Annotated in this window: 19 protein-coding genes and 1 pseudogene; 9 read left to right on the forward strand and 11 right to left on the reverse strand. The window is 71.3% G+C overall.

Annotated features, from left to right (window positions below; genetic code table 11):
* Positions 1–71: 71 nt before the first annotated feature.
* From IO39_RS28770 to IO39_RS28805, 8 genes and pseudogenes are all read right to left on the reverse strand, one after another.
* Positions 72–1010, reverse strand: a complete 939-nt coding sequence (locus tag IO39_RS28770; RefSeq protein WP_052423507.1) for a diacylglycerol/lipid kinase family protein — start codon at positions 1008–1010, stop codon at positions 72–74.
* A gap of 120 nt (positions 1011–1130) precedes the next feature.
* Positions 1131–3863 carry an immune inhibitor A domain-containing protein gene (locus IO39_RS28775; RefSeq protein ID WP_245642312.1) on the reverse strand — a complete coding sequence of 911 codons (2733 nt, stop codon included), beginning with the start codon at positions 3861–3863 and terminating at the stop codon, positions 1131–1133.
* A gap of 184 nt (positions 3864–4047) precedes the next feature.
* Positions 4048–4395: a fumarate reductase subunit FrdD gene (gene frdD / locus IO39_RS28780; protein ID WP_043629401.1), complete on the reverse strand. Its 348-nt coding sequence runs from the start codon at positions 4393–4395 to the stop codon at positions 4048–4050.
* Positions 4392–4919, reverse strand: coding sequence for a fumarate reductase subunit C (locus IO39_RS28785; protein ID WP_052423508.1), 528 nt, complete (start codon positions 4917–4919; stop codon positions 4392–4394). The genes frdD and IO39_RS28785 overlap by 4 nt, the downstream gene beginning before the upstream one ends.
* On the reverse strand, positions 4916–5677 hold the full coding sequence (sdhB, locus tag IO39_RS28790) for a succinate dehydrogenase iron-sulfur subunit (protein WP_245642314.1): 762 nt from the start codon (positions 5675–5677) through the stop codon (positions 4916–4918). Before sdhB ends, IO39_RS28785 begins: the two co-directional genes overlap by 4 nt.
* Complete coding sequence (frdA, locus tag IO39_RS28795; protein ID WP_211267208.1) at positions 5670–7403, reverse strand: fumarate reductase (quinol) flavoprotein subunit; 1734 nt, start codon at positions 7401–7403, stop codon at positions 5670–5672. Before frdA ends, sdhB begins: the two co-directional genes overlap by 8 nt.
* A gap of 5 nt (positions 7404–7408) precedes the next feature.
* Positions 7409–7642: a hypothetical protein gene (locus IO39_RS28800; RefSeq protein WP_043629410.1), complete on the reverse strand. Its 234-nt coding sequence runs from the start codon at positions 7640–7642 to the stop codon at positions 7409–7411.
* Positions 7643–7678: 36 nt separating this feature from the next.
* Positions 7679–9278: pseudogene (locus IO39_RS28805) on the reverse strand (cytochrome c oxidase subunit I).
* 192 nt (positions 9279–9470) lie between these two features.
* On the opposite strand from IO39_RS28805, the gene IO39_RS28810 reads away from it, so the two are divergent.
* Positions 9471–10682, forward strand: a complete 1212-nt coding sequence (locus IO39_RS28810; protein ID WP_043629413.1) for an aspartate aminotransferase type Ic — start codon at positions 9471–9473, stop codon at positions 10680–10682.
* 37 nt (positions 10683–10719) lie between these two features.
* On the opposite strand, the gene IO39_RS28815 is transcribed toward IO39_RS28810, so the two are convergent.
* Positions 10720–11280, reverse strand: coding sequence for a hypothetical protein (locus IO39_RS28815; protein ID WP_043629416.1), 561 nt, complete (start codon positions 11278–11280; stop codon positions 10720–10722).
* Positions 11281–11351: 71 nt separating this feature from the next.
* On the opposite strand from IO39_RS28815, the gene IO39_RS28820 reads away from it, so the two are divergent.
* From IO39_RS28820 to IO39_RS28830, 3 genes are all read left to right on the forward strand, one after another.
* A complete protein-coding gene (locus tag IO39_RS28820; RefSeq protein WP_245642316.1) occupies positions 11352–12713 on the forward strand; it encodes an FAD-binding oxidoreductase in 1362 nt (453 codons plus the stop codon).
* Positions 12714–12894: 181 nt separating this feature from the next.
* A complete protein-coding gene (locus IO39_RS56915) occupies positions 12895–15462 on the forward strand; it encodes a serine/threonine protein kinase (RefSeq protein WP_245642317.1) in 2568 nt (855 codons plus the stop codon).
* 217 nt (positions 15463–15679) lie between these two features.
* Positions 15680–16456, forward strand: a complete 777-nt coding sequence (locus tag IO39_RS28830) for an enoyl-CoA hydratase-related protein (protein WP_043629418.1) — start codon at positions 15680–15682, stop codon at positions 16454–16456.
* 106 nt (positions 16457–16562) lie between these two features.
* Here the strand turns inward: IO39_RS28830 and IO39_RS28835 are convergent, their stop codons facing one another.
* Positions 16563–17555, reverse strand: a complete 993-nt coding sequence (locus tag IO39_RS28835; RefSeq protein WP_043629419.1) for an ROK family protein — start codon at positions 17553–17555, stop codon at positions 16563–16565.
* Positions 17556–17630: 75 nt separating this feature from the next.
* Here IO39_RS28835 and IO39_RS28840 point away from each other — a divergent pair, with 75 nt between their 5' ends.
* The 5 genes from IO39_RS28840 to IO39_RS28860 all read left to right on the forward strand — a co-directional run bounded on the left by IO39_RS28840 (position 17631) and on the right by IO39_RS28860 (position 21133).
* Entirely contained in the window at positions 17631–18437 is an 807-nt protein-coding gene (locus tag IO39_RS28840) for a GNAT family N-acetyltransferase (RefSeq protein WP_043629420.1), read from the forward strand.
* A gap of 66 nt (positions 18438–18503) precedes the next feature.
* On the forward strand, positions 18504–19517 hold the full coding sequence (locus IO39_RS28845; RefSeq protein WP_043629421.1) for a phosphotransferase family protein: 1014 nt from the start codon (positions 18504–18506) through the stop codon (positions 19515–19517).
* A gap of 110 nt (positions 19518–19627) precedes the next feature.
* Complete coding sequence (locus IO39_RS28850; RefSeq protein WP_043629422.1) at positions 19628–19888, forward strand: hypothetical protein; 261 nt, start codon at positions 19628–19630, stop codon at positions 19886–19888.
* A gap of 57 nt (positions 19889–19945) precedes the next feature.
* On the forward strand, positions 19946–20797 hold the full coding sequence (locus IO39_RS28855; RefSeq protein WP_043629425.1) for a helix-turn-helix domain-containing protein: 852 nt from the start codon (positions 19946–19948) through the stop codon (positions 20795–20797).
* Between the two features lie 69 nt (positions 20798–20866).
* Entirely contained in the window at positions 20867–21133 is a 267-nt protein-coding gene (locus tag IO39_RS28860) for a hypothetical protein (protein ID WP_084773656.1), read from the forward strand.
* 19 nt (positions 21134–21152) lie between these two features.
* Here IO39_RS28860 and IO39_RS28865 read toward each other — a convergent pair whose 3' ends face one another.
* Positions 21153–22403, reverse strand: a complete 1251-nt coding sequence (locus tag IO39_RS28865) for a DUF1266 domain-containing protein (protein WP_043629583.1) — start codon at positions 22401–22403, stop codon at positions 21153–21155.
* Positions 22404–22494: the final 91 nt, after the last annotated feature.

The raw sequence follows: 22494 nt of genomic DNA on the forward strand, positions 1-22494 counted from the left end.
TTGAGTAGGGAGTAGCCGTAACACAGGGAGAGGCGGGGCCATGGGATTCTCCTGGACGTGAGCCGCTGACGTCAGCGGTCCTCGAAGGCCGCGGGCACCATGACGCGCACCCCGTTCGGGACCACGCGGAGCCTGATCGGGGTGCGCAGCCGTACTTCGCCGTCCACGTCGGCGGCCATCGGCGGGTCGGTCTCCAGCAGCATCTCCCGGCCCATCACGAACGGCCCGCCCGCCAGGCTGCGCCAGCGGCCGGTCGTCGCCCTGATCAGGGTCTCCCCGAGCAGGCGCAGCTTCTTGCCCGAGCCGAGCTGGTAGGCCACGAGCATGCCGTTGTCGATGCTGATGTCCCTGGCCACCTGCCAGCCGCCGTGGAAGCGGCCGTTGGCGATGTTGAGCTGGTGGGTGAGCAGCTCGTGCCGCTCTCCCCCCACCGTGATGTACGCGCGGAACGCCCGATGGTTCGGCAGGATCGTCAGCGCGGTGAGCGGGTAGGCCGGGCGGCCCACGACCCGCTTGAGCCACGGCTTGACCTTGCCCGCCACCTCGACGGACACCCCGAAGCTGGCCAGGTTGGCGAACGGCCGGTCGTCGGCCATGCCGAGGTCGATGTCGGCCACCTTGCCGGTGGCGAACACCCTGATCGCCCCCGCCAGGTCGAGCGGCAGGCCCAGACTGCGCGCGAAGTTGTTGGTGGTGCCGAGCGGCAGCACGCCGAGCGCGACGTCGCGGTGGGCCACGTGGCGCACGGCCGAGGACAGCGTGCCGTCGCCGCCGCCGACGATGAGCAGGTCGGGGTCGGTGGCCAGAGCCGTGTCGAGCAGGTCGCGCAGCCTCTTGGGGTTGTAGACCGACAGCTCCGCGAGCGGCTCGAACCCGAGGTTGTGGATCTGCTCGATCACCTCGAAGTAATGGCGGCGGCCGCGACGCGAGCGAGTGTTCACCACCACCGCCACCCGGCGATCCCTCCGGATCGCCTCGGTGTGCTCGTCCTTGGTGCGCAGTTCGCTCATGGTCATCAATCGTAGGCGTAAAAGACACGGCCTGAGATCGATCGCCGGACGCGACCGATCTCAGGAGTTCCAAGCGTTGGGCAGGGGACGCCGGGAGGTCATCGCGGCGTCCCCCGGGGTTCACTTCTTGGGCGGGACCACGTGCACGATGGCACCGAGGTTGCCCGGGAGCGGGCTGACCAGCTTGAACTGCACGCCCAGCGCCTTGCCCTCGTCGCCGGGGTTGCCGGTGCCGAGCACCGAGCCGGCGGCCACCTGGCCGTACAGCTCCGTGGCCGGGGTGCCGTCCTGGTTCACCACGCGGGTGGTGTAGGTCTGGTCGTCCTTGGCCGGCACGACCACCGAGGCGTCGGAGTCGCGGAAGTAGAGCCCGCCGTCGATCACCTCAAGACCCGGGTACCACGTCTTCGCGTCGGTGAAGGCCGACACGCCCTTCTGGGCCGGGAAGTCCGTGCAGTACTCGCTGAACGGCTCGTCCGGCGCCTCCAGGCACTCCTTGAACGGGTAGGTCCTGCCGAACCCGAACGCGGCGTTGGAGGTCTGCACGCGCCCTTGCAGGTTCTTCTGCAGGGTCGTGTCCTTCTCGGCCGCGACGCCGGTCCTGCGCAGCGGCTCGAAGTGGGAGTCCACGACCAGCAGGCTGCCCTTCGGGCCGAGGCTCGGCGCCTGCCGCAGGGTGTCGCCGATGTTGTTGTTGATGAAGGTCGAGTCGCGGTACCAGACGAGCAGGCCCGGGGCGTTGTACTTCAGCTTCTGCACCTTCCACGCGCCATCGCGCATGTAGTCGGTGTCGTAGGTGTAGGCCAGGCCCTTGTCGAAGCCGTCGAAGTTGCGCCACTCGGCCAGGTAGAAGCGGGAGATCTCGCGCTCGCCGTTGTTGCGGGTCCAGCCCTGGCCGCTGGTGTTGGTGAAGGTGCCGTGGACGGGCCGCCAGCCGGTGTCGCTCTCGACGTCGTCGCTCCACACGGCCGTGCCGCCGTTGGTGAGCTCGAAGTCGTCGACGTGCCAGCCGCGCATCTGGTAGGCGGCGTCGGTGTTGTACACCAGCCGCAGCTTGATCGTCTGCCCGGCGAACGGCGTCAGGTCGACGTAGTCGTGCCGCCAGGCGCCGCCGGTGTCACCGGTGAGACCGTACTTCTTGTTGCCGAAGGTCTTGAGGTTCTTGTACGGGTCCGGGTAGTCGTCCGGCGTGGTGACCTCGTTGCCGGCCTCGTCGTAGACCTTCTGCTGGGCCCACGTCTCGCCGCCGTCGGTCGAGACCTCGACGAAGCCGAAGTCCCAGTCCTGCTCGATCTCGTAGTTGTTCCACATCCACAGCTTGAGGTCGGTCCCGGCGGGGACGGGCAGGTCACGGGTCAGGCTGAGGTTGGCCCAGTCCTGGTCGAGACCGCTCCACCAGGCGTTCGAGCCGCTGTGCACGTCGATCATCTTCAGCGGCGAGGACTTCAGGTTGACCCGGATGCCGTCGGCGGTGAGCTTGGGCGTGCGCGAGGTCTGCCCGACGGTGACGAGCTTGGCCCGGTCACCGGGGTCGAACGTCGTCGGGTTGGCCCAGCCGAGCACCCACTTGTCCCACAGGCCCATGTGGGTGGGCATGGACTGGAAGATGGGGCCCGAGTGGGAGCCGCTGGACATCAGGTCCCAGAAGTCCACGGCGGAGCTGTAGGCGCCCGAGGTGTCGTACAGGTCGGGCAGGCCCAGGTCGTGGCCGTACTCGTGGGCGAAGACGCCGACGCCGGAGTCCTCCGGCTGCACGATGTAGTTGGAGATCTTCTTGTCGGTGCCGGGGATGCGGTAGCCGCCCGCGACGGCGCTGGAGTGCGCCCAGATCGCGTACGTGCCCTGCGCCCCGCCGTCGGAGGACTTGTCCTTGCCGGCGTGCACCAGCACGAGGTGGTCGATGACGCCGTCGGGCTCGGCGAAGTTGCCGTCGCCGTCGGCGTCGGAGATGTCCTCGACGTCGTAGTCGGCCCACGGGAAGTCAGGCTGGGCCTGGGCGAGGGCGTTGACTGTGTCGATGGGCAGCTGCTGGGCGCCGAGCGGGTTGTCGGGGTGGCCCGACATGTCCTGGGGGGCGTTGCCGCAGGCCGCGGCGCCGTACCAGGCCTCGGAGTGCGGCACCTTGATCCAGCCGACCGCGGAGCCGGTGACGGAGTAGGCGCCCTTCGACATCTCCTCGTACATCTTCTTCATCGTGAAGCCGGAGATGTCGATGCCGGGCTTGCCGTCGCGGGGGTCCTTCAGGTCCGGGCGCACGCGCTCGGTGATGCCCTTGTCGGTGTAGAGCATCTTGTTGAAGTGCTCGGTGCTGAAGTCCTTGACCCAGAAGGAGTTGTTGTCCTTGTGCGGCAGGGTGGCCGGGTCGGGGATCTGGTTGTGCAGCGGGCCGTTCATGAGCGTGCCGGGCGGCTCGACGACGCAGTCGTCCGGGCCGCTGTCGGTGGTGCGCAGCCGGTTGTAGCCGGAGAAGTCGTCGTTGGCCTGCTCGTTGAACTCGACCAGGACGGTCAGGAGCTTGGCCGTCTTGGTCTGCTTCGTGTTCTTGAAGATCCACTCGGCGGGGTTGCGGCCGGTCCTGATGGCCTGGTCCTCGCGGGCGGCGAGGATGCGGCCGGTCACCGGGTTGCCGCTGTTGAACTTGCGGTCGTACTTCTGGGCGGGGGTCAGGGAGCGGGCCTTGGCGCCGGCCTCGGCCGGCGTGGGCTCCTTCACCTCCGGCTCGACCTGGGGAGGGGCGTAGTTGATGTAGAAGTCCGCGGCCGTGGGCTCGTAGGTCGCGACCGAGGACGCGGAGGCCGGGGGCACGGACAGTGCGGCGCCGAGGAGGGCGACCGCCGGGAACGTCGCTAACAAGCGCTTTGTGCTGGGCACCAGGAACCCTCTCTGCCCGGGATCGCCGGGCGCATGGCCATGGGGTGTGCAATGCCGGACGCTAGAGGGTACGCAACCGCTCGTAAAGTACGTTGTTGAAACGTGATCAAACTACGACATTTACCCCAGCAACCTCACAGCGACTGTCCCAGCAACCTCGCCGCGGCTACCCCAGCAACCTCACCGCGACGACCCCGCCCGCGATGGCCGCCCCGTAACAGAGCAGCGCCACCGGAAGGTCGAATCTGGCGATGCCGAGCAGCTCCTCGCTGGTGTGGCGGATGCGGTGCGCGGCGTGGAAGAGGCACAGCACGACGACCACGACGAGGGCCACCCTGACCAGCGCGTGGTCCAGCAGGCCGCGCAGGTGGTCGGCGGCCGGCCAGTCCACGATCCCCAGCGGCATGAGCACCCCGAACAGCAGCACCAGCACGGGCAGCACGAGCGCCGCCACCACTCCCCCGCCGCTGAACAGCAGCCACAGGTACGGCTCCGGCGACCGTCTCGCTCTCACTGGAATCCCCTCAGCACGAAGAAGGCGATGACCGCCGAGACCACCAGCCACAACGAGTGGTTGCCGCCCTGGATCATCCAGGCCGGCAGCCGGTAGCCGTCCAGGCGGACGACGGTGGCCTTGGGGGCGAGGTTCAGGAACGTGACCGCGTGGAAGACGGTCGCGGCCAGGGCGACCACGTTGATCGCGATCATCCAGGGCCGGGCGGCCAGCGCGGCGAAACCGGCCAGGCTCCCGTCCAGCACCGCGGCGACGAGCATCAGCAGGAAGACGATCGACCAGGCCACGAAGACGCTGGTCAGCTCGCGCAGCACGAACAGCGTGTAGGCGCGGGTGCGGGCGAACCACAGGCGGTCGCGCCGCGGCCGGTAGCCGGCCGACGTCGTGCGCACGGCGGCACTCGGCGTGACCTCGCCGCCACCCCCGCCGCCGTTCCGGCCGGCGCCTGCGCCACGGCCCCGTTCGGCGGGCCCGCCGCCCACCCTGCCGCCCACCCTGCCGCTCGGCACGTCCCGGGCCCTCACCGCTTGCTCCACGGCAGCACCGAGCGGAGCGCGGCCGTCACCTTGTACCGCTGGATGGCCTCGGCCGGGTCCACGTGCTTCGGGCAGACCCGGGTGCACTCGCCGACGAACGTGCACCCCCACACCGCCTCGTCCGCGCCGAGCACGTCGAACCGGTCGCCCATGTCCCGCGAGTCCAGGTTGTACCGCTGGGCCAGCGCGATCGCGGCCGGGCCGAGGAAGTCGGGGTCGAGCACGTAGACCGGGCAGGCCGAGTAGCACAGCAGGCAGTTGATGCACATGCTGTACTGCTTGTACGCCTCAAGCTGCGCGGGCGTCTGGGCGTGCTCGGCGGTCAGCGGCAGCTCCTCCCCCTCCCGGATCAGCCACGGCCGCACCGACGACAGCTTCGCCAGGAAGTCGTCGATGTCCACGACCAGGTCCCTGATGACGGGGAACCCCTTCAGCGGCTCGATCCTGACCGGGCCGTCGCCGTACTCGCTGAGGAAGGTGCCGCAGGTCAGCCGGGCCTCGCCGTTGACGGTCATGCCGCACGAGCCGCACACGCCCATCCGGCACGACCAGCGGTAGGACAGGCTGCCGTCGAGCTGGTCCTTGATGTGGTTGAGCCCGTCGAGCACCGCCCAGTCGGCCATGAGCGGCACGTCGTAGCCCTGGAAGACGGGCTCGGCGTCCTGGCCGGGGCGGTACCTGGCCACCTCCATCCGGATCGTCCGGGTGCCCGCCGCCCGCCGTACCTGTTCCGTCGTGTCAGTCACGGCCGTAGACCCTTTCTCCGGGAGGCCAGCGGGTGATCGTCACGGGCAGCAGCCCGACCGACGGCGTGCCGTCGGGCGCGCGGTGCACCAGCGAGTGCGCCAGGTACGTCTCGTCGTCCCTGGCGGAGAAGTCGGTGCGCTGGTGCGCGCCGCGCGACTCCTGCCTGTTCAGCGCGCAGGCCACGATCGTCTGGGCGATCTCCAGCATGGCGTGCAGCTCCTGAAGGTTGATCAGCTCGGTGTTGAAGGCGGCGCTGGTGTCGTCGACCCGGACCCGCTCGGCCCGCTCGCGCAGCTCCGCGAGCGTGTCGACGGCCTTGGTCAGCACGTCGCCCGTCCGGTAGATGCCGGCGGCGCCTTCCAGCGTGTGCTGCATCCGCTCGCGCAGGTCGGCGATCCGCTCACCGTGCCTGCTGCCCTCGCGCGCGCGTTCCAACCGCCGCCGCTCGTCCGCGCCCTGGCTGCGCGCGGCCGGGGCCTCGCCGCCCGCGTGCGAGCGGGCGAACTCGGCGGCGGCCAGGCCCGCCCGGCGGCCGAACACGAGGATCTCCGGCAGCGAGTTGGAGCCGAGCCGGTTGGCGCCGTTGATGCTCACGCAGGCCGTCTCCCCGGCCGCGTAGAGGCCGGCGATCGGGGTGGCGCCGTGCACGTCGGTGTGCACGCCGCCCATCATGTAGTGCACGACCGGGCGCACCGGGATGAGGTCGGTGGCCGGGTCGAGGTTCTGGTAGCTGCGGCACAGCTCGCGCACGAACGGGATCCGCGAGTCGATCTTCCCCTCGCCGAGGTGGCGCAGGTCCAGGTAGACGACCGGCCCGTACGGGGTGTCCACGGTGCGGTTCTTGTGCTGCTCGTGCACGAACGCCTGCGACAGCCGGTCACGGGGCCCCAGCTCCATGCTGCGCAGCTTCGGGGTGGGCGTGGGACGGCCGAGGTCGTAGTCCTGGAGGTAGCGGTAGCCGTCCTTGTTGATCAGCCAGCCGCCCTCCGCCCTGGCCGCCTCGGTGATGAGGATGCCGGTGAACGGCAGCCCGGTCGGGTGGTACTGGACGAACTCCATGTCCTTCAGCGGCGCGCCCTCCCGGTAGGCCAGGGCCATGCCGTCGCCGGTCTTGATGGCGGCGTTGGTGGTGAAGGGGAAGACCTTGCCGCAGCCGCCGGTGGCCAGGATGACGGTCCTGGCGGGGATGGTCTCGATGCGGCCGGTCCTGATCTCCACGGCCACGACGCCGTGGACGCGGCCGTCGTCGACGACGAGCTTGGTGACGAACCACTCGTCGTACCTGATGATGTCCCTATATTTCAGGGTGGTCTGGAAGAGCGTGTGCAGGAGGTGGAAGCCGGTCTTGTCGGCGGCGTACCAGGTGCGCATCTTCTTCATGCCGCCGAACGGGCGCACCGCCACCCGGCCGTCGCTCTCCCGGCTCCAGGGGCAGCCCCAGTGCTCCAGCTGGATCAGCTCCCTGGGCGCCTCGGCCACGAACGCCTCGACCGCGTCCTGGTCGCACAGCCAGTCGCCGCCGGAGATGGTGTCGTAGCAGTGCTCGTCGAGCGTGTCGCCGGCGCCGATCACGGCGGCGGCGCCGCCCTCGGCGGAGACGGTGTGGCTGCGCATCGGGTAGACCTTCGACACGACCGCCACCTTCAGCGCGGGGTCCGTCTCGGCCACCGCGATCGCCGCCCGCAGCCCCGCCCCGCCTCCCCCGACGATGAGCACATCGATCATTGACGTCACTTCCCGTGGTCCGGCTGTATCGGGTCCTTCACCCGCTTGCCGTCGTGGCGGACGGCGGACAGGTGGATGCTTCCGTCGTGGTACTCGTGGCGGATCCGGCGGCAGCCGCAGTCGAAGAGCTGGTCACGGATCAGCAGGCCGTAGCCGTCGTCGTCGACGAGGCGCTCACCACCGGACTTCTTCCCGCAGGGGGCCGTCTCGGGGTCGAAGGGGATCTTCGTGCCTGTCATCGCCGATCTCCTTAGATGGGCGAATTTCATGGGGGGTCAGCCGGACGGGCCGTCGCGCGGCGGCTCCTGCGGGCGCGGGCCCTGGCCGGCCTCGGGCTCCTCGGGGCTCTCGTCCTGCTCCTCGTGGGGATAGTGCAGGTCGAAGGCGGGCCGCTCGGAGCGGATGGGCGGCATGCTGGTGAAGTTGTGGCGCGGGGGCGGGCAGCTCGTGGCCCACTCCAGCGAGTTGCCGTAGCCCCAGGGGTCGTCGAGCGTGACCCTGGGCGCGCGCCTGGCGGTCTTCCAGACGTTGTAGAGGAACGGCAGCGTGGAGGCGCCCAGCAGGAACGCCCCGACGGAGGAGATCTCGTTGAGCGTGGTGAAGCCGTCGGCCGGGCCGTAGTCGGCGTAGCGCCTGGGCATGCCGAGCTGCCCGAGCACGTGCTGGATGAGGAACGTGGTGTGGAAGCCGATGAACAGCGTCCAGAAGTGCACCTTGCCCAACCGGTCGTCGAGCATCCGGCCGGTCATCTTCGGCCACCAGAAGTAGAAGCCGGCGAACATCGCGAACACGACCGTGCCGAAGACCACGTAGTGGAAGTGGGCGACGACGAAGTAGGTGTCGGTGATGTGGAAGTCGAGCGGCGGCGAGGCCAGGATGATGCCCGTCAGGCCGCCCAGGAGGAACGTGATGAGGAAGCCGATCGAGAACAGCATCGGCGACTCGAACGTCAGGTGCCCCCGCCACATCGTGCCGATCCAGTTGAAGAACTTCACCCCGGTCGGCACCGCGATCAGGAACGTCATGAACGAGAAGAACGGCAGCAGCACCTGCCCGGTCGGGAACATGTGGTGCGCGCTTGCGGCTGAAGACCGGGATGACCTCGGTGATGATGCCGAAGAACGGCAGCGCGATGATGTAGACCTCGGGATGGCCGAAGAACCAGACCTGGGTGCCGAGCTTGCGGTCCGACTCCAGCACCAGCAGCGCGGCGGCCAGCACGGGGAAGGCCATCAGCACGAGCATGCTGGTCAGCAGCACGTTCCAGGTGAACAACGGCATCCGGAACATGGTCATGCCGGGCGCCCGCATGCCGATGATCGTGGTGATGAAATTGACCGCGCCGAGGATCGTGCCGAGCCCGGACAACGCCAGCCCCATGATCCACAGGTCCGCGCCGACCTGCGGCGAGTAGATCGACGACGACAGCGGCGTGTAGGCGAACCAGCCGAAGTCGGCCGCGCCCCCGGGCGTGAAGAACCCGGCCAGCACCATCAGCCCGCCGAACAGGAACAACCAGTACGCCACCGCGTTCAGCCTGGGGAAGGCCACGTCGGGCGCGCCGATCTGGAGCGGCATGATCACGTTCGCGAACCCGGCGAACAGCGGGGTGGCGAACAGCAGCAGCATCACCGTGCCGTGGATGGTGAAGAGCTGGTTGTACTGCTGCTGGCTGACGATCTGCATGCCGGGGGCGGCGAGCTCGGCCCTGATGAACATGGCCATCACGCCCGCGATCAGGAAGAACCCGAACGAGGTGATCAGGTAGAGGTACCCGATGACCTTGTGGTCGGTCGTGGACAACCAGGACGCGATGACGGTCCCGGTGCGACGGCGCCTGACCTGCTCGATCGAGGTCTCCCGAACGGTCGTCACGGCTGCTCCCCTCCGACGCGGAGTTGTGCCTGCCCCGATCTACCCATTCCACGCCAACGATCGCCGCTCGGCTAGGCGTTCTTTGCGATTGGCGGCCGAAAGCTTTGATCCGGCGCGGTCCACATTGCGGATACTTACCGGCCTACCTGGCGACATCTTCTATCCTTCGTAGGCCACACAGAATCGGAGGAGATGCTCGTGACCGCCCAGCGTGACTACGCCGACCTCGTCCAGCGAGGGCTCTCGCTCGACCTCACCAGGGGCAAGCCGTCGCCGCGCCAGCTCGACCTCTCCAACGATCTGCTCAAACTGCCCGCGTCCTACAAGGCGGCCGACGGCACCGACGGCCGCAACTACGGCAACCTCCAGGGCCTGGCCGAGCTGCGCGAGCTGTTCGCACCGCTGGTGCAGGTGCCGGCCGAGCAGCTCGTCGTCGGGGGCAACTCCAGCCTGACCCTGATGCACGACACCGTGGTGCACGCGCTGCTGACCCCGGTGCCGGGCGCCGCGCGCCGGTGGGTCGAGGAGCCGGAGATCACGTTCCTGTGCCCCGTCCCCGGCTACGACCGGCATTTCACCATCTGCGAGCGGTTCGGGATCAAGATGGTGCCCGTCCCGATGAACGCGGACGGCCCCGACATGGACGTGGTCGAGCGCCTCGTGGCCGAGGACGCGAGCGTCAAGGGCATGTGGTGCGTCCCGAAGTACAGCAACCCGTCCGGCATCACCTACGGCGACGAGACCGTGCGCCGGCTGGCCGCCATGCCGACGGCCGCGCCCGACTTCCGGATCTTCTGGGACAACGCGTACGCGGTGCACCACCTCACCGACACCCCCGACGAGCTGGCCGACCTGCTGGCGCTGGCGACCGCGCACGGCAACGCCGACCGGGTGTTCGTCTACGCCTCGACCTCGAAGGTGACGCTGGCCGGCTCCGGCGTCTCGTTCTTCGGCGGCTCCCCGGCGAACGTGAAGTGGTTCCTGCACAACACCTCGAAGCAGTCCATCGGCCCCGACAAGATCAACCAGCTCCGTCACGTGGAGTTCCTGCGTGACGGCGCCGGCGTGGCCGCGCACATGCGGCGGCACGCCGAGCTGATCGGGCCGAAGTTCGAGCTGGTGGACAAGATGCTGAGCGAGCGGCTCGGCGACCTGGCCACCTGGACGAGCCCGCGGGGCGGCTACTTCATCAGCCTGGAGGTGCCGCACGCCGCCGAGGTGGTGGCCCGGGCCAAGGCCGCCGGCATCGCGCTGACGCCCGCGGGCGCCACGCACCCGTACGGCCAGGACCCCGACGACCGCACGATCAGGATCGCGCCGACCTTCCCCGGCCTGGACGAGCTGGAGCAGGCCATCGACGGCCTGGCCGTCTGCGTCCGCCTGGTCGCGGAGGAGCGCGGCTGACCCCGGGCACGACGTGAGGGGCGGCCCCCGCCGGATCTCAGCGGGGGCCGCCGCCGTTCCTGAAGCCGAAGATGTACTCCCGCGTCTCGCTGGGATGGAACCAGACGTCGACGCCGGGCTCGAAGACCACGTTGTCGCGGGCGCAGTAGTACAGGCCCTCCCACACCGACAGGGCCTTCTCCCTGGCCGGGGCCTCCAGCGCGTCGCGCTTGCGGGCGCCGTACGAGCCGAGCACGTTCAGCAGGCCGAGCCCCCAGAACACGCCCGTCAGGCAGAACGGGGCCAGCAGCACCTCGCCCCAGTTCGGGTCCTGGCCCATCGCGATCACCAGCGACACGACCAGGTGCACGAGGGCCGCGACCAGCAGCAGCACGTATCCCTGGTTCCTGGCCCACGGCGTGTAGTGACGGCTGGGGAACGACAGCCACACCGCGAGCTGCGTGCGGTGCATGACGTGCTTCGACGCCCCCAGCGCCGCGGCCGTCGGCAGGTCGGCGACCTCGCGCGCGCCCGGTAACCTGACCCGCCCGATCTTGTACGTGGTGCCGGCGGCGACCGCCCCCGGAACCGCGACAACCTGGTCACTCTCCGAACACAAGGGGCACCCGACTTTCACCCAGGGCAGTCTGGCCTTTGGGAACGTCCTGCGCAAACCATAGTCTGCATCATGTGAGACCGATTGATGCCCTGGTGGACTCCCTGCCCGAAGCCCGCGTCCTGACCGACCCCGACGTGATCGACTCCTATGCCCGCGATCGCACGTTCGTCGCGCCCGGCAAGCCGCTGGGGGTCGTGCTGGCCGCCTCCCGCGACGACGTGGTGACCACCCTGAGGTGGGCGAGCGAGCACCGCGTGCCGGTGGTGCCGCGCGGCGCGGGCACCGGCCTGGCGGGCGCGTCGGTGGCCGGCGACGGCTCGATCGTCCTGTCGCTGGCCAGGATGACCGCGATCAGGGAGCTCTCCCCGGCCGACGAGATCGCCGTCGTGGAGCCCGGCGTCATCACCGCCGACCTCGACCGGGCCGCCAGGGAGCACGGCCTGATGTACGCGCCGGACCCGTCGTCGTACGAGATCTCCACCATCGGCGGCAACCTGGCCACCAACGCCGGCGGGCTGCGCTGCGTGAAGTACGGCGTGACCAGGGACTCCGCGCTCGGTCTTGAGGTCGTGCTGGCCGACGGCCGGGTGCTGAACACCGGCCGGCGCACGATGAAGGGCGTCACCGGCTACGACCTGACCGGGCTGTTCGTCGGCTCCGAGGGCACGCTCGGCGTGATCACGGCCGCCACCGTGCGGCTGCGCCGCGCGCCGGCCGCGCCGCCCGCGACGTTCGCCGCCGAGTTCGGCTCGTTGCGGGACGCGGGGGCGGCCGTGTCGGCGATCATGGCGGCCGGCTGCCAGCCGTCGCTCATGGAGCTGCTCGACCGCGCCACCCTGGAGGCGATCGACGAGTGGCGCAACATCGGGCTCGAACCGGCGACGCAGGCCATGCTGATCGGCCAGTCCGACGCGGCCGACGGCCAGGCCGTGGCCGAGCGCATGCGGCGCATCTGCGCCGACAACGGCGCCTCGTTCGTGGCCGTCTCCTCCAGCCCGCAGGAGGCCGAGGAGCTGATCGGGCTGCGCCGGCTGGCGTACGGGGCCAAGGAGCGGCAGGGCGCGTGCCTGGTCGAGGACGTGTGCGTGCCGCGGTCCGCGCTGCCCGAGATGATCACCAGGATCGAGGCGGCGGCGGTCCGGCACGGGGTGCGGATCGCCACGGTGGCGCACGCCGGCGACGGCAACCTGCACCCGGTCTTCATCTTCGCGCACGGCAGCCTGGAGCCGCCGCCCGAGGTGTGGGCCGCGGCGGACGAGGTGTTCAAGGACGCGCTGGAGCTGGGCGGCACGCTCACCGGCGAACACGGGGTGGGCCTGCTGAAGCGGCGCTGGCTGGAGCTGGAGTCCGGGCCGGTGGCGGGTGAGCTGCAGCGGGGGATCAAGGCCGTCTTCGACCCCTTGGGCATCCTCAATCCGGGCAAGGCCATCTGATGGCCAGAGTTGATCTTGCCTTGATCAAGCCGTGACCTTGGGTGCCAGGACCCACACGACCTGCGACGAGACGCTGACTTTTTGCGTCAAAAGATGAATCTTCTGACACGTCCGGCAGACGTCCCGATAGTCACGCTGGTAGCGTTTTGCCTCATCTACTGGGTTGTGATGGGGGTCCGACGTGAATCAGTTCCAGCCGTTGGCGGCGGACGATCCGCGGCGGCTGGGGGCGTATGACATCGTCGCCCGGCTCGGCGAGGGCGGCCAGGGCGTTGTCTATCTCGGCAAGAGCGACTCCGGGGAACAGGTCGCGGTCAAGCTGCTGCACAACGCGCTCGTGGCCGACGCCGACGCCAGGACGCGCTTCCTGCGGGAGGTCGCGGTGGCGCAGCGGGTGGCGCGCTTCTGCACCGCCCCCGTGCTCCACGCCGACCTCGACGGGAGCCGCCCGTACATCGTGAGCGAGTACGTGCCGGGGCCCTCCCTGCGCGAGCTGGTCATCAACGAGGGGCCGCGGCGGGGCGCGGCGCTGGAACGCCTGGCGATCAGTACGGCGACCGCCCTCGCGGCCATCCACCGGGCCGGCATCCTGCACCGCGACTTCAAGCCCGCGAACGTGCTCATGGGGCCCGAGGGCCCGGTCGTGATCGACTTCGGCATCGCCCGCGCCCTGGACTCCCCCGGCGCGACGGCCACGGGGATGGCCATGGGGACGCCCTCGTACCTGGCGCCCGAGCAGCTCACCGGCGCCGCGGTGTCGGAGGCGGCCGACGTGTTCGCCTGGGGCGTCACGATGGTGTTCGCGGCGACCGGCAAGCCGGCCTTCGGCGCCGACTCCATCCCCGTGGTGATGAACCGCATCCTCAACGAGGAGCCGCAGCTCGGGAAGATGGAGGGGCTGCTGGGCGACCTGGTGGCCGCCTGCCTGTCGAAGGACCCGGCGCAGCGGCCGAGCGCGGACGAGCTGATCGTGCACCTCACGGGCCAGCCCGCGCCCAAGGCCGCCATCGAGCCCGTCACGGGCCGCCAGAACGTGGCCGCGGGCGCGGCCGGCGCGGCTGCCGCTGCCGCTTCCGGTGCGGGCGCCGCTTCCGGTGCGGGCGCCGCTTCCGGTGCGGGCGCCGCTTCCGGTGCGGGCGCCGACGGCGGCGCCGCCTCCCCGTCCGGCCAGGACGACTACCCCGGCCCCTGGACCCAGCCGACCGGCCCCCACGCGGTGGGCGGCGCGCAGCCTGCCCCGCCGCAGACAGGCGACTACGGCCAGGCGGCCGCCGCGGCGGCGCAGGGGCAGAGCGGCGCGGGCAGCGCCGCCCAGGGCGGCCCGCAGTCCGGCCTGCCGCACGGCGGCCCGGCTCAGGGCGGCCCGGCTCAAGGTGTGCCCGGTCAGAGCAGCCCTGGTCAGGGTGTGCCCGGCCAGGGTGTGCCCGGCCAGGGTGTGCCCGGCCAGGGTGTGCCCGGCGCTTCGGGGCAGGGCGGCGCGCCGAACGGCCCGCACGGACCGCAGGCGGGCGCGCCCCAGGGCGGCCCTCAGGCCGGCATGCCGCAAGGCGGGCCCGGCCAGGTGGGTCCGGGTCAGATCGGCTCGGGCCAGAATGGTCCCGGTCAGGGCGGGCCCGGTCAAGGTGGGCCCGGTCAAGGTGGGCCCGCTCAGGGTGGGCCCGGTGCCGCGCCGAACGGCGGGCCGCAGGCCGGGATGCCGTTCGGGCCCGCGGGTCAGCCCGGCAGGCCCGGCGGCCCCCAGACCCCGCACGCCCAGGGCGGCCCGGGCGGGCAGCCCGGCGCGGCCGGCAGGCCGCCGCACGGCCCGGGGACTCCCCCCGGCCACCCCTACCAGCAGGGCAGGCCGGGCGGCCCGAACGGCCCCACGGGGCCCGGCGGAGCCGCCGGGACGCGGCCGGGTGACGGGGCGCCCGCCAAGCAGCGCCGCACCCTGACGCTCGCCCTGTCCGGCGCCGCCGCCGCGGCCCTGCTCGTGGTCGTCGGGGCGGTCGTCGTGCAGGCGGCCGGCAAGGAGGTCCCGGTCGTGGCCGTGGGCAAGTCCTCCAACGACTCCGACGGCGGCTCGGGCGCGGGCCAGCCGGTCGAGCCGCCGACGGCCCAGCAGTCCCCGCCCGTCACCCTCCCGACGGACACCATGGCGCCGATCCCCACGCTGGACATCGAGCCGGAAGAGACGAAGACCAAGAAGGCCAAGAAGCCCACCAGGGAGCCCGTCGCCCAGGTGCCGAACCCGGTCACGCAGGCTCCTCAGTCCCGGCCCACCACCAAGCGGCCCGAGCCGACGCCGACGAAGACCAGGAAGAAGAAGACGTCGACGGTCGTGGAGCCCGGCGAGGAGCCGACGGTGAAGCCGTCCGACGGCCCCACGAGGACCCTGCCCGCCGGCAAGACGCCCCCGCCCAGGCCCAGGCCCAGGCCGTCGCCGAACCCGTACACGGCGACCGGGGCGTGCGGCGCGGGCTACAAGGTGATCAACTCGCGCGCGCTGGGCAGCAGCGCCGTCATCTACCTGCTCTACAACAGCGGCGCGGGCAAGAACTGCGTGGTCACCATGTCGAAGCTGCAGTGGCCGGGCAAGATGCCGATGAGCGCCACGCTGCAGGTCAAGGGCGGCACGCCGGTGACCAACAGCGGCTCGTTCACCTCCTACGCCGGCCCGGTGCGCGTGTCCGCGGCCAAGAAGTGCGTGATCTGGGGCGGTTCGTGGGGCACCCAGAGCTGGAAGTCCGGCTGGAGCCACTGCAGCTGACGCCGCCACCGTCGTGACGTTCGGGCCGTCGCCCTCGCCGGGCGGCGGCCCGCTCTGTGCCGGTACGCCGGGCCTGCGCTAACGTGCTTGGCATGATCGCCGTCCCGCCGACGGCGGAGCACGTGGAGAAGGGCCGGCGGACGCCGTACCCCGGAGGCGGTGCCGGCGGGCACCGGCCCCGGGCGGCGGCGCCGGCGAGCATCCGGGAGGGGAGCCCATGACGAGCCTGGTGCACAAGGAGCTGGCGGGCGGCGTCGCGACCATCACCCTGGACTCGCCGCCCAACCGCAACGCGCTGTCCGTGCGCCTGCTGGGCGAGCTGTCCGATCACCTCAGGTGGGCGCTGGCCGAGCCGGCGGCCAGGGTGATCGTGCTGACCGCCACGGGTCACGTGTTCTGCTCGGGGGCCGACCTCAAGGAGCAGCGCGCCTCCCAGGACCGGCCCGGCGCGCCGGTGACGGCGTCGTTCCCCGAGGTGCTGGAGCTGATCTGGGAGAGCCCGAAGCCGGTCGTCTGCCGGCTCAACGGCACCGCGCGGGCGGGCGGCCTGGGGCTGGTGGCCGCGTGCGACTTCGCGATCGCGCCCCTGACGGCGTCGTTCGCGTTCACGGAGGTGCGGCTGGGGGTCGCGCCCGCCATGATCGCCGTCCCGGTGCTCAGGAGGCTGACCGCCCGGGCGGCGGCCGAGTACTTCCTGACCGGCGAGACGTTCGACGCCGCGCGGGCGGTGGAGATCGGCCTCCTCTCGCGGGCCGTGCCGCCCGAGGAGCTCGACGCGGCCGTCGCCCACTACGTCGACCTGCTGGTCAAGGGCGGCCCCGAGGCCCTCGCGATCACCAAGCGCCTGGTCAAGGAGGTGCCGGGGATGCCGTTCGGCGACGGGCTGCGCCGGATGACCGAGCTGTCGGCCGAGCGCTTCACCTCCGAGGAGGGCCAGGAGGGCATCGCCGCGTTCATGGCCAAACGCCCGCCCAAGTGGGTCCCCCAGGACTGACCACACGCCTCCGCCCTGGCCCACGAGCCCTGCACCCCGCACGGCCTCGCACGGACCCACGGCAGGGGTCCCGGCACGGACGGTGGCCGCCTGGTCCAGGGGTGGTCTACGCCGCCGCGGCGGCCCGCCGGGCGAGCAGGGCGGCGCCCAGGAGGCCGGCGTCGGGGCCGAGCGGTGACGCGCGCACCTCCGGGGCGGCGCGGAAGGCCAGCCGGCCCGCCAGCCGCTCCCGCAGCGGCGCGAGGAGGGTCTCTCCCGCCCGCGAGACGCCGCCGCCGATCACGATGGCCGCCGGGTCCAGCAGCAGCGTGTACGTCGCCAGCGCCACCGCGAGCGCCTCCACGGCTTCCTGCCACACCTCCACGGCCCTGCTGTCGCCCGCCAGCACGCGCCGGGCCACCTCCTCGGCCCCGTCCGCGCCGCAGCGCGCCGCGATGGCCGCGCCGCCCGCGTACGCCCCCAGGCACCCCCGCTGGCCGCACCCGCAGGCGAGCCCGTCCGGCCACACGGGGATGTGCCCGATCTGCCCGGCCCACCCGCCGGCCCCGCCGTACAGGGCACCGGACAGCACGACGGCCCCGGCGATCCCCGTGCCGATCGGCAGGTACAGCACGTGCTCGCCGGCTGCGTAACCGGCTGCGTCGCCGGCTGCGTCGCCGGACCTGCCGAACGCGAGCTCGGCCTCCCCTGCGGCCCGGACGTCGTGTCCCAGCGCCACCGGCAGGTCCACGGCGGCGAACGCGGACACGGGCACGTCCCGCCACCCGAAGGCCGCGGAGAAGACGGCGTGCGTGGGCGTGACCAGCCCCGGCACGACCAGCCCCACGGCCGCGGGGCGGCCCCCGCCGTGCGGAGAGGTGGCGGGCGGAGAGGTGGCGGGCGGAGAGGTGGCGGGCGGAGAGGTGGCGGGCGGGGAGGTGGCGGGCGGAGAGGTGGCGGCGAGGTCGGCGACGAAGGAGGCGACGGCGGCGATCACGCGCTCCGGCCCGCCGGAGCGCGGCGTCGGCCGGCGTTCGACATGAAGAATCGTCCCGTCGTGGGCGACAAATCCGCCTTTCATGGTCGTGCCGCCGACATCAACCGCTACGACATATTCCATCCGCCCATTTTCCACCCATCCCCACGGCCAATAATCGCTTTGAGGCGGATATCCCATTGAGGGAAGAATGTCCCCATGACCGTACGCCGCCTCACCCACGACGACCTCGACGACTGCGCCCGCCTGGCCAAGGACCGGGGCTGGCTGCCGGAACGCCGCAAGTGGCGCCTGCTGTTCGACGTCGGCGAGGCGTACGGCATCGACGCCGCCGACGGGGACGGCCTGGCCGCCACCACCGTCCTGACCCGCTACGGCGACGACCACGCCGTGATCAGCATGGTCCTGACCGCCTCCCGGTACGCCCGCCGGGGCCTGGCCCGCACGCTCATGAGCCACGTCCTGGACCGGGCCGGCGACCGCACGGTCTCGTTGTACGCCACCGACCACGGCCGCCCCCTGTACGAGCAGCTCGGCTTCCGGGTCGTCGGCCGCGCCGCCAAGCACACGGGCGTCTTCCGCGGCGCGCCCTCGGGCCGGACCGCCCCGGCCACGGAGGCGGACCTGCCGGGCATCCTCGCGCTCGACGCCGAGCTGTTCGGCACCGACCGCTCCCCGCTGCTGCGCCGGATGTTCGGCTTCGGCGTGCAGGTGCGCGTCGCGGACGGCGGCTTCGGCCACTGCTGGCGCAACGACGACAACGTGGTGATCGGCCCGGTCGTGGCCAGGGACGAGGAGACGGCCAGGGCGCTGATCGGCGACCTGGCGCTGGAGGCGGGCGGCGAGGTGCGCATGGACTTCGACCTGGCCCGCGAGTCGATGATCGCGTGGGCCGCCGCACACGGCATCGGCGATCCCTGGCAGGTCTCGATGATGGTGCGCGCCGGCGACCTGCCCGGCGACCGGCCGGCGCAGTATCTGCCGTTCATGCAGGCGCTGGGTTGACCGTACGAGCGGCGCTCTCGTAGGGTCGGGCACCAGAATATGATTCTGTATGTCGAAGGACGGCACATGACCTCCACCCACATCGACGTCGGCGCCATCGACTTCGACGCGCTCGGGGCGTGGATGGACGGCCAGGGCCTGCCCGGCGGCCCGATCACCGGCGTCGCGCCGGTCCCGGGCGGCACGCAGAACGTCATGGTCCGCTTCGAGCGCGGCGGCCGCCCGTACATCCTGCGCCGCCCTCCCGTGCACGCCCGCGCCAAGAGCAACGAGGTGCTGCGCCGCGAGGCGCGGGTGCTGGCGGCGCTGCGCGGCACGTCCGTCCCCGCGCCCCGGCTGGTGGCCGCGCAGACGGCCGTGGAGCCGGTGTTCTACCTGATGGAGCCGGTGGACGGGTTCAATCCCTCGACGGGCCTGCCCGAGCCGCACGCCTCCGACCCGGCGATCAGGCACCGCATGGGCCTGGAGGCCGCGGCGGCGCTGGCCGAGCTGGGGCGGGTCGACCCGGGGCTGCTGCCGGGGTTCGGGCGCCCCGAGGGGTTCCTGGAGCGGCAGGTGCCGCGCTGGCTCAAGGAGCTCGACTCGTACGGCGAGCTCGACGGCTACCCAGGACCCGACATCCCCGGCCTGCGCAAGACGGCCGACTGGCTCACTAGGCGGCTGCCCAGGACGTTCACCCCCGGCGTCATGCACGGCGACTACCACTTCGCCAACCTCATGTTCGCCGCCGACGGCCCCCGCGTGGCCGCGATCGTCGACTGGGAGATGTGCACGATCGGCGACCCGCTGGTGGACCTCGGCTGGCTGCTGGCGATGTGGCCGGCGGGCAACGGCCACGTGCCGGGGCTGCCGCCGCCGCGGGAGCTGGTCGCGTACTACGCGGCGCTGTCGGAGCGGGACCTGTCGGCCATCGACTGGTACGCGGTCATGGCCTGCTTCAAGCTCGGCATCGTGCTGGAGGGCACCCACGCCCGGGCGTACGCCGGCAAGGCGCCCAGGGACATCGGCGACCTGCTGCACGCGACGACGCTGGGGCTCTTCGAGCGGGCCGGGGAGTTCATGGAGGGCGCCCTCGACTGACCTCCGACGTATGCCGTCCACCGTATGCCGATATTTGGGATAACGATCACAGGACGCGCCCCGAGCCATACAATTGCGCGCGATTGCACTTGTTTCGGAGGAGGATCGTCATGCGCATGCGGTTCCTCGGCTCCACCTCGGAGGCGGGCGCCTGTCCCACCCTGTACGAGACCGACCGCGGCACCATCGTCGTCCAAGGTCTGCAGGTCACCGACACGGAGGCGCCGGCCGACCTCCGCGACGTCCTCGACGGCGAGACCGCGGTCGAGGCGCCCCGCGAGCTCATCACCGAGATCGCCCGCCGCGTCCTGTCCGGCGGCTCAGCGACTTCCTTCTCCACCAGCGGCGGAACACCGTCGGCAACCGGTTGATCACAATCGCGCGGGGCCCTGGCATGATCGGTCCCGACCGGGCTAGCCTCTTGCGCCGTGACGTCCTTTCAGCAGGCGCGCATCGACCTCGGCAGCCAGTTGCGTCAGCTGCGCGAGGCCGCCCATCTGTCCGGCAAGGAACTGGCCGAGCGGCTGCGCTGGCAGCCGTCCAAGGTCTCCCGGCTGGAGAACGCCCGTCAGACGGCGACCGAGGACGACGTGGTCGTGTGGGCGCAGGCCGTGGGTGCCTCGCCCGACACGACCGACGACCTGCTCAGGCAGTCGATCGCGCTGCTGGAGCGGCACGACGACTGGAAGCAGCGCCACCGCAGCGGCCTGGCCGCGATCCAGGAGGACATGCGCGACCTGGAGGCGCGCACCAAGGTCTTCCGCGCCTTCGAGCCGGTGCTGATCGTCGGCCTGCTGCAGACCTCCGAGTACGCCCGGCACGTCTTCCGCAAGGTCAAGCGGCTCTACAGCGCCGCCGACCAGATCGACGCGGCCGTCCGCGTGCGCATGCAGCGCCAGGAGATCCTCTACGACCGCACGCGCACGTTCAGGTTCGTCGTGACGGAGGCGGCGCTGCGCATGTCCCTGGCCCCGCCCGAGGTCATGCACGGCCAGCTCGACCGCCTGCTCGCGGTCAGCACGCTGCCGAACGTGGAGTTCGGCGTCATCCCCTTCCGCACCGAGCTGCCGGCCAACCCGATCCACGGCTTCTGGATCTACAACGAGGCCATGGTCGCGGTCGGCACGATGACGAAAGACCTGATCCTGCGCGATCCCGACGACGTCTCCTTCTACGTGCACGCCTTCGACGACTTCGCAAAAGCGGCAGAGTTCGACGAATCTGGACGGGAAGTCATCATCTCCATTCTTCACGAATATCGGAAACAACCTCCACATTAATCGCAGCAATTGCTTGCCAGCCCCCGCAAGATCGTGCAATTCTGACGCGAGACGTTGCGGAGGTGACGCATGATGCTTGATACCGCGCTCTGCCTCGAGCGGTTCGCCTGGCACGCCGGTCGCCACGCCGACCTGTCGGTCCAGAGCCTGGCCCTGGCCAGCGACCCTGCATATGTGTCGGTCCGCAACCGCTTCTCGGCCACCCTCGTGGAGACCGTGACCTGCTCCGAAGAGGGCGCCTTCATCACCTCGTGGGGCTACCGCCTGGGCACCGCCGACGACGTCGAGTCCGCCGCCGCCCGCCTCGCCTTCCTCCTGGCCGCCCTGCCCGCCTGAGCCGCCTGCCCGCCCGCCGTCAGGGCGTCTTGAAGGGGATGTTGAGCCAGGGACTGTTCGGATCGGTGGTCAGGATCCGGTGCGCGGCGAGCATGTCCTCGTACCAGTCGCCGAACTCCTCCTCGTCGAAGTGGAGACACCGCCCCAGGATGTACGCGGCCGAGAAGTCCTCCCAGGAGCGGTAGTTGATCCGGCTGACCCGGCCCGCGCGCAGGACCGCAGACTCGGCCTCCGCCAGGCTGCAGAACCGGGCGCCGAGACCCCAGCGGGCCATCTTCGACGCACGCCCGTAGTCCCACGCCTCCACCGAGTGCACGAACCTGCCCTCGCCGAGCAGCCCGTCGGCCCGGAAGCGGGCCTCGTAGCGGGCGATGCGCCCGATGAGCCGTTGCGCCCCGGCGATCTCGGCCTCCACCTCGGCGTCGGTGACGACGGCGCCCCCCGGGCCGTCGTCCTGCCCCGCCTGGCGCCGCAGGACGCGCGTGGTCGCGTTCCGCCAGTGGTCCACCTCCACCACGCCGCCGAAGCCGCGCGCGAGGGCCTGGCGCACGCCCAGCACGAAGGACCAGACGGAGCTGCTCATCCGCCCGTCGAGCAGCGCCTCCTGCGCTCTCATCCACTGCTCCCTGGTGGTGATGTCCCACCACTCCCGCAGGCGCCCGCGCTCGCGGACGTAGCCTGTGCCGTGCCAGCCCATCGCGTTCCAGAGGGAGCCGTTGCTGACGCACAGGAGCGCTCCGCAGGCGAGCCCGTGCGCGACGGGGCCGTGCAGCGGGCCGCCGACCCAGAGGGTCCGCAGCCGGGGCCGCGCGGGAGCCGTCACCCGCTCGGCGTGCAGGCGCCAGGTCTGCCGGTGCGCGGCCGTCGCGGGGAAGAACGCCTCGCAGGGCGTGCCGGGGTTGATCGCCAGCCACTCGTCGTCCTGCGGCCACTCCCGGGCCAGCCGGCCCAGGTCGGTGGCGAAGAAGACCGGATCGGGCACGGGCGCGGGCAACATCCCGGGGGTGAAGAACGCCAGGGACTTGGCGCCGTGCCGAGGGCCCCAGAGCGCAGCGTTGAAGTGGATCCAGCCGGGCCGCGAGTCGGCCTGGGCGCGCGACATGGCGTGGTAGAGGTCGGTGGCGGCCAGCACGTCGAAGTACGCGGGCCAGTCGCCGCGTGTCTTGGCTTCGTACAGGCCGTGCTCGACCTCGGTGGGCGGCCGCCAGACGGGAGCGTACGCCTCGCGCGGCCCGCCCCGGCCGGTGCTGTGATCATGCCCCGTCCCCATGCGGCAGTACATTACCCCCGAACCCCACCAATCCCTGGCATCCCACCCAGTAGGGATGATTGAGAGCATAAATTCGGACGAGTCGGGTTAT

Origin of the sequence: Nonomuraea candida (assembly GCF_000725485.1) — a bacterium.
GTDB classification, from domain to species: Bacteria; Actinomycetota; Actinomycetes; order Streptosporangiales; family Streptosporangiaceae; genus Nonomuraea; species Nonomuraea candida.

What these genes read in the sequence shown, in the direction of transcription:
- IO39_RS28830 (WP_043629418.1), top strand. Translation starts at nt 15,680, where the DNA reads ATGACGAGCCTGGTGCACAAGGAGCTGGCGGGCGGCGTCGCGACCATC.
- IO39_RS28860 (WP_084773656.1), top strand. Translation starts at nt 20,867, where the DNA reads ATGATGCTTGATACCGCGCTCTGCCTCGAGCGGTTCGCCTGGCACGCC.
- IO39_RS28770 (WP_052423507.1), bottom strand. Translation starts at nt 1,010, where the DNA reads ATGAGCGAACTGCGCACCAAGGACGAGCACACCGAGGCGATCCGGAGG.
- IO39_RS28850 (WP_043629422.1), top strand. Translation starts at nt 19,628, where the DNA reads ATGCGCATGCGGTTCCTCGGCTCCACCTCGGAGGCGGGCGCCTGTCCC.
- IO39_RS28840 (WP_043629420.1), top strand. Translation starts at nt 17,631, where the DNA reads ATGACCGTACGCCGCCTCACCCACGACGACCTCGACGACTGCGCCCGC.
- IO39_RS28845 (WP_043629421.1), top strand. Translation starts at nt 18,504, where the DNA reads ATGACCTCCACCCACATCGACGTCGGCGCCATCGACTTCGACGCGCTC.
- IO39_RS28800 (WP_043629410.1), bottom strand. Translation starts at nt 7,642, where the DNA reads ATGACAGGCACGAAGATCCCCTTCGACCCCGAGACGGCCCCCTGCGGG.
- frdA (WP_211267208.1), bottom strand. Translation starts at nt 7,403, where the DNA reads ATGATCGATGTGCTCATCGTCGGGGGAGGCGGGGCGGGGCTGCGGGCG.
- IO39_RS28865 (WP_043629583.1), bottom strand. Translation starts at nt 22,403, where the DNA reads ATGGGGACGGGGCATGATCACAGCACCGGCCGGGGCGGGCCGCGCGAG.
- IO39_RS28810 (WP_043629413.1), top strand. Translation starts at nt 9,471, where the DNA reads ATGCTCGTGACCGCCCAGCGTGACTACGCCGACCTCGTCCAGCGAGGG.
- IO39_RS28835 (WP_043629419.1), bottom strand. Translation starts at nt 17,555, where the DNA reads ATGGAATATGTCGTAGCGGTTGATGTCGGCGGCACGACCATGAAAGGC.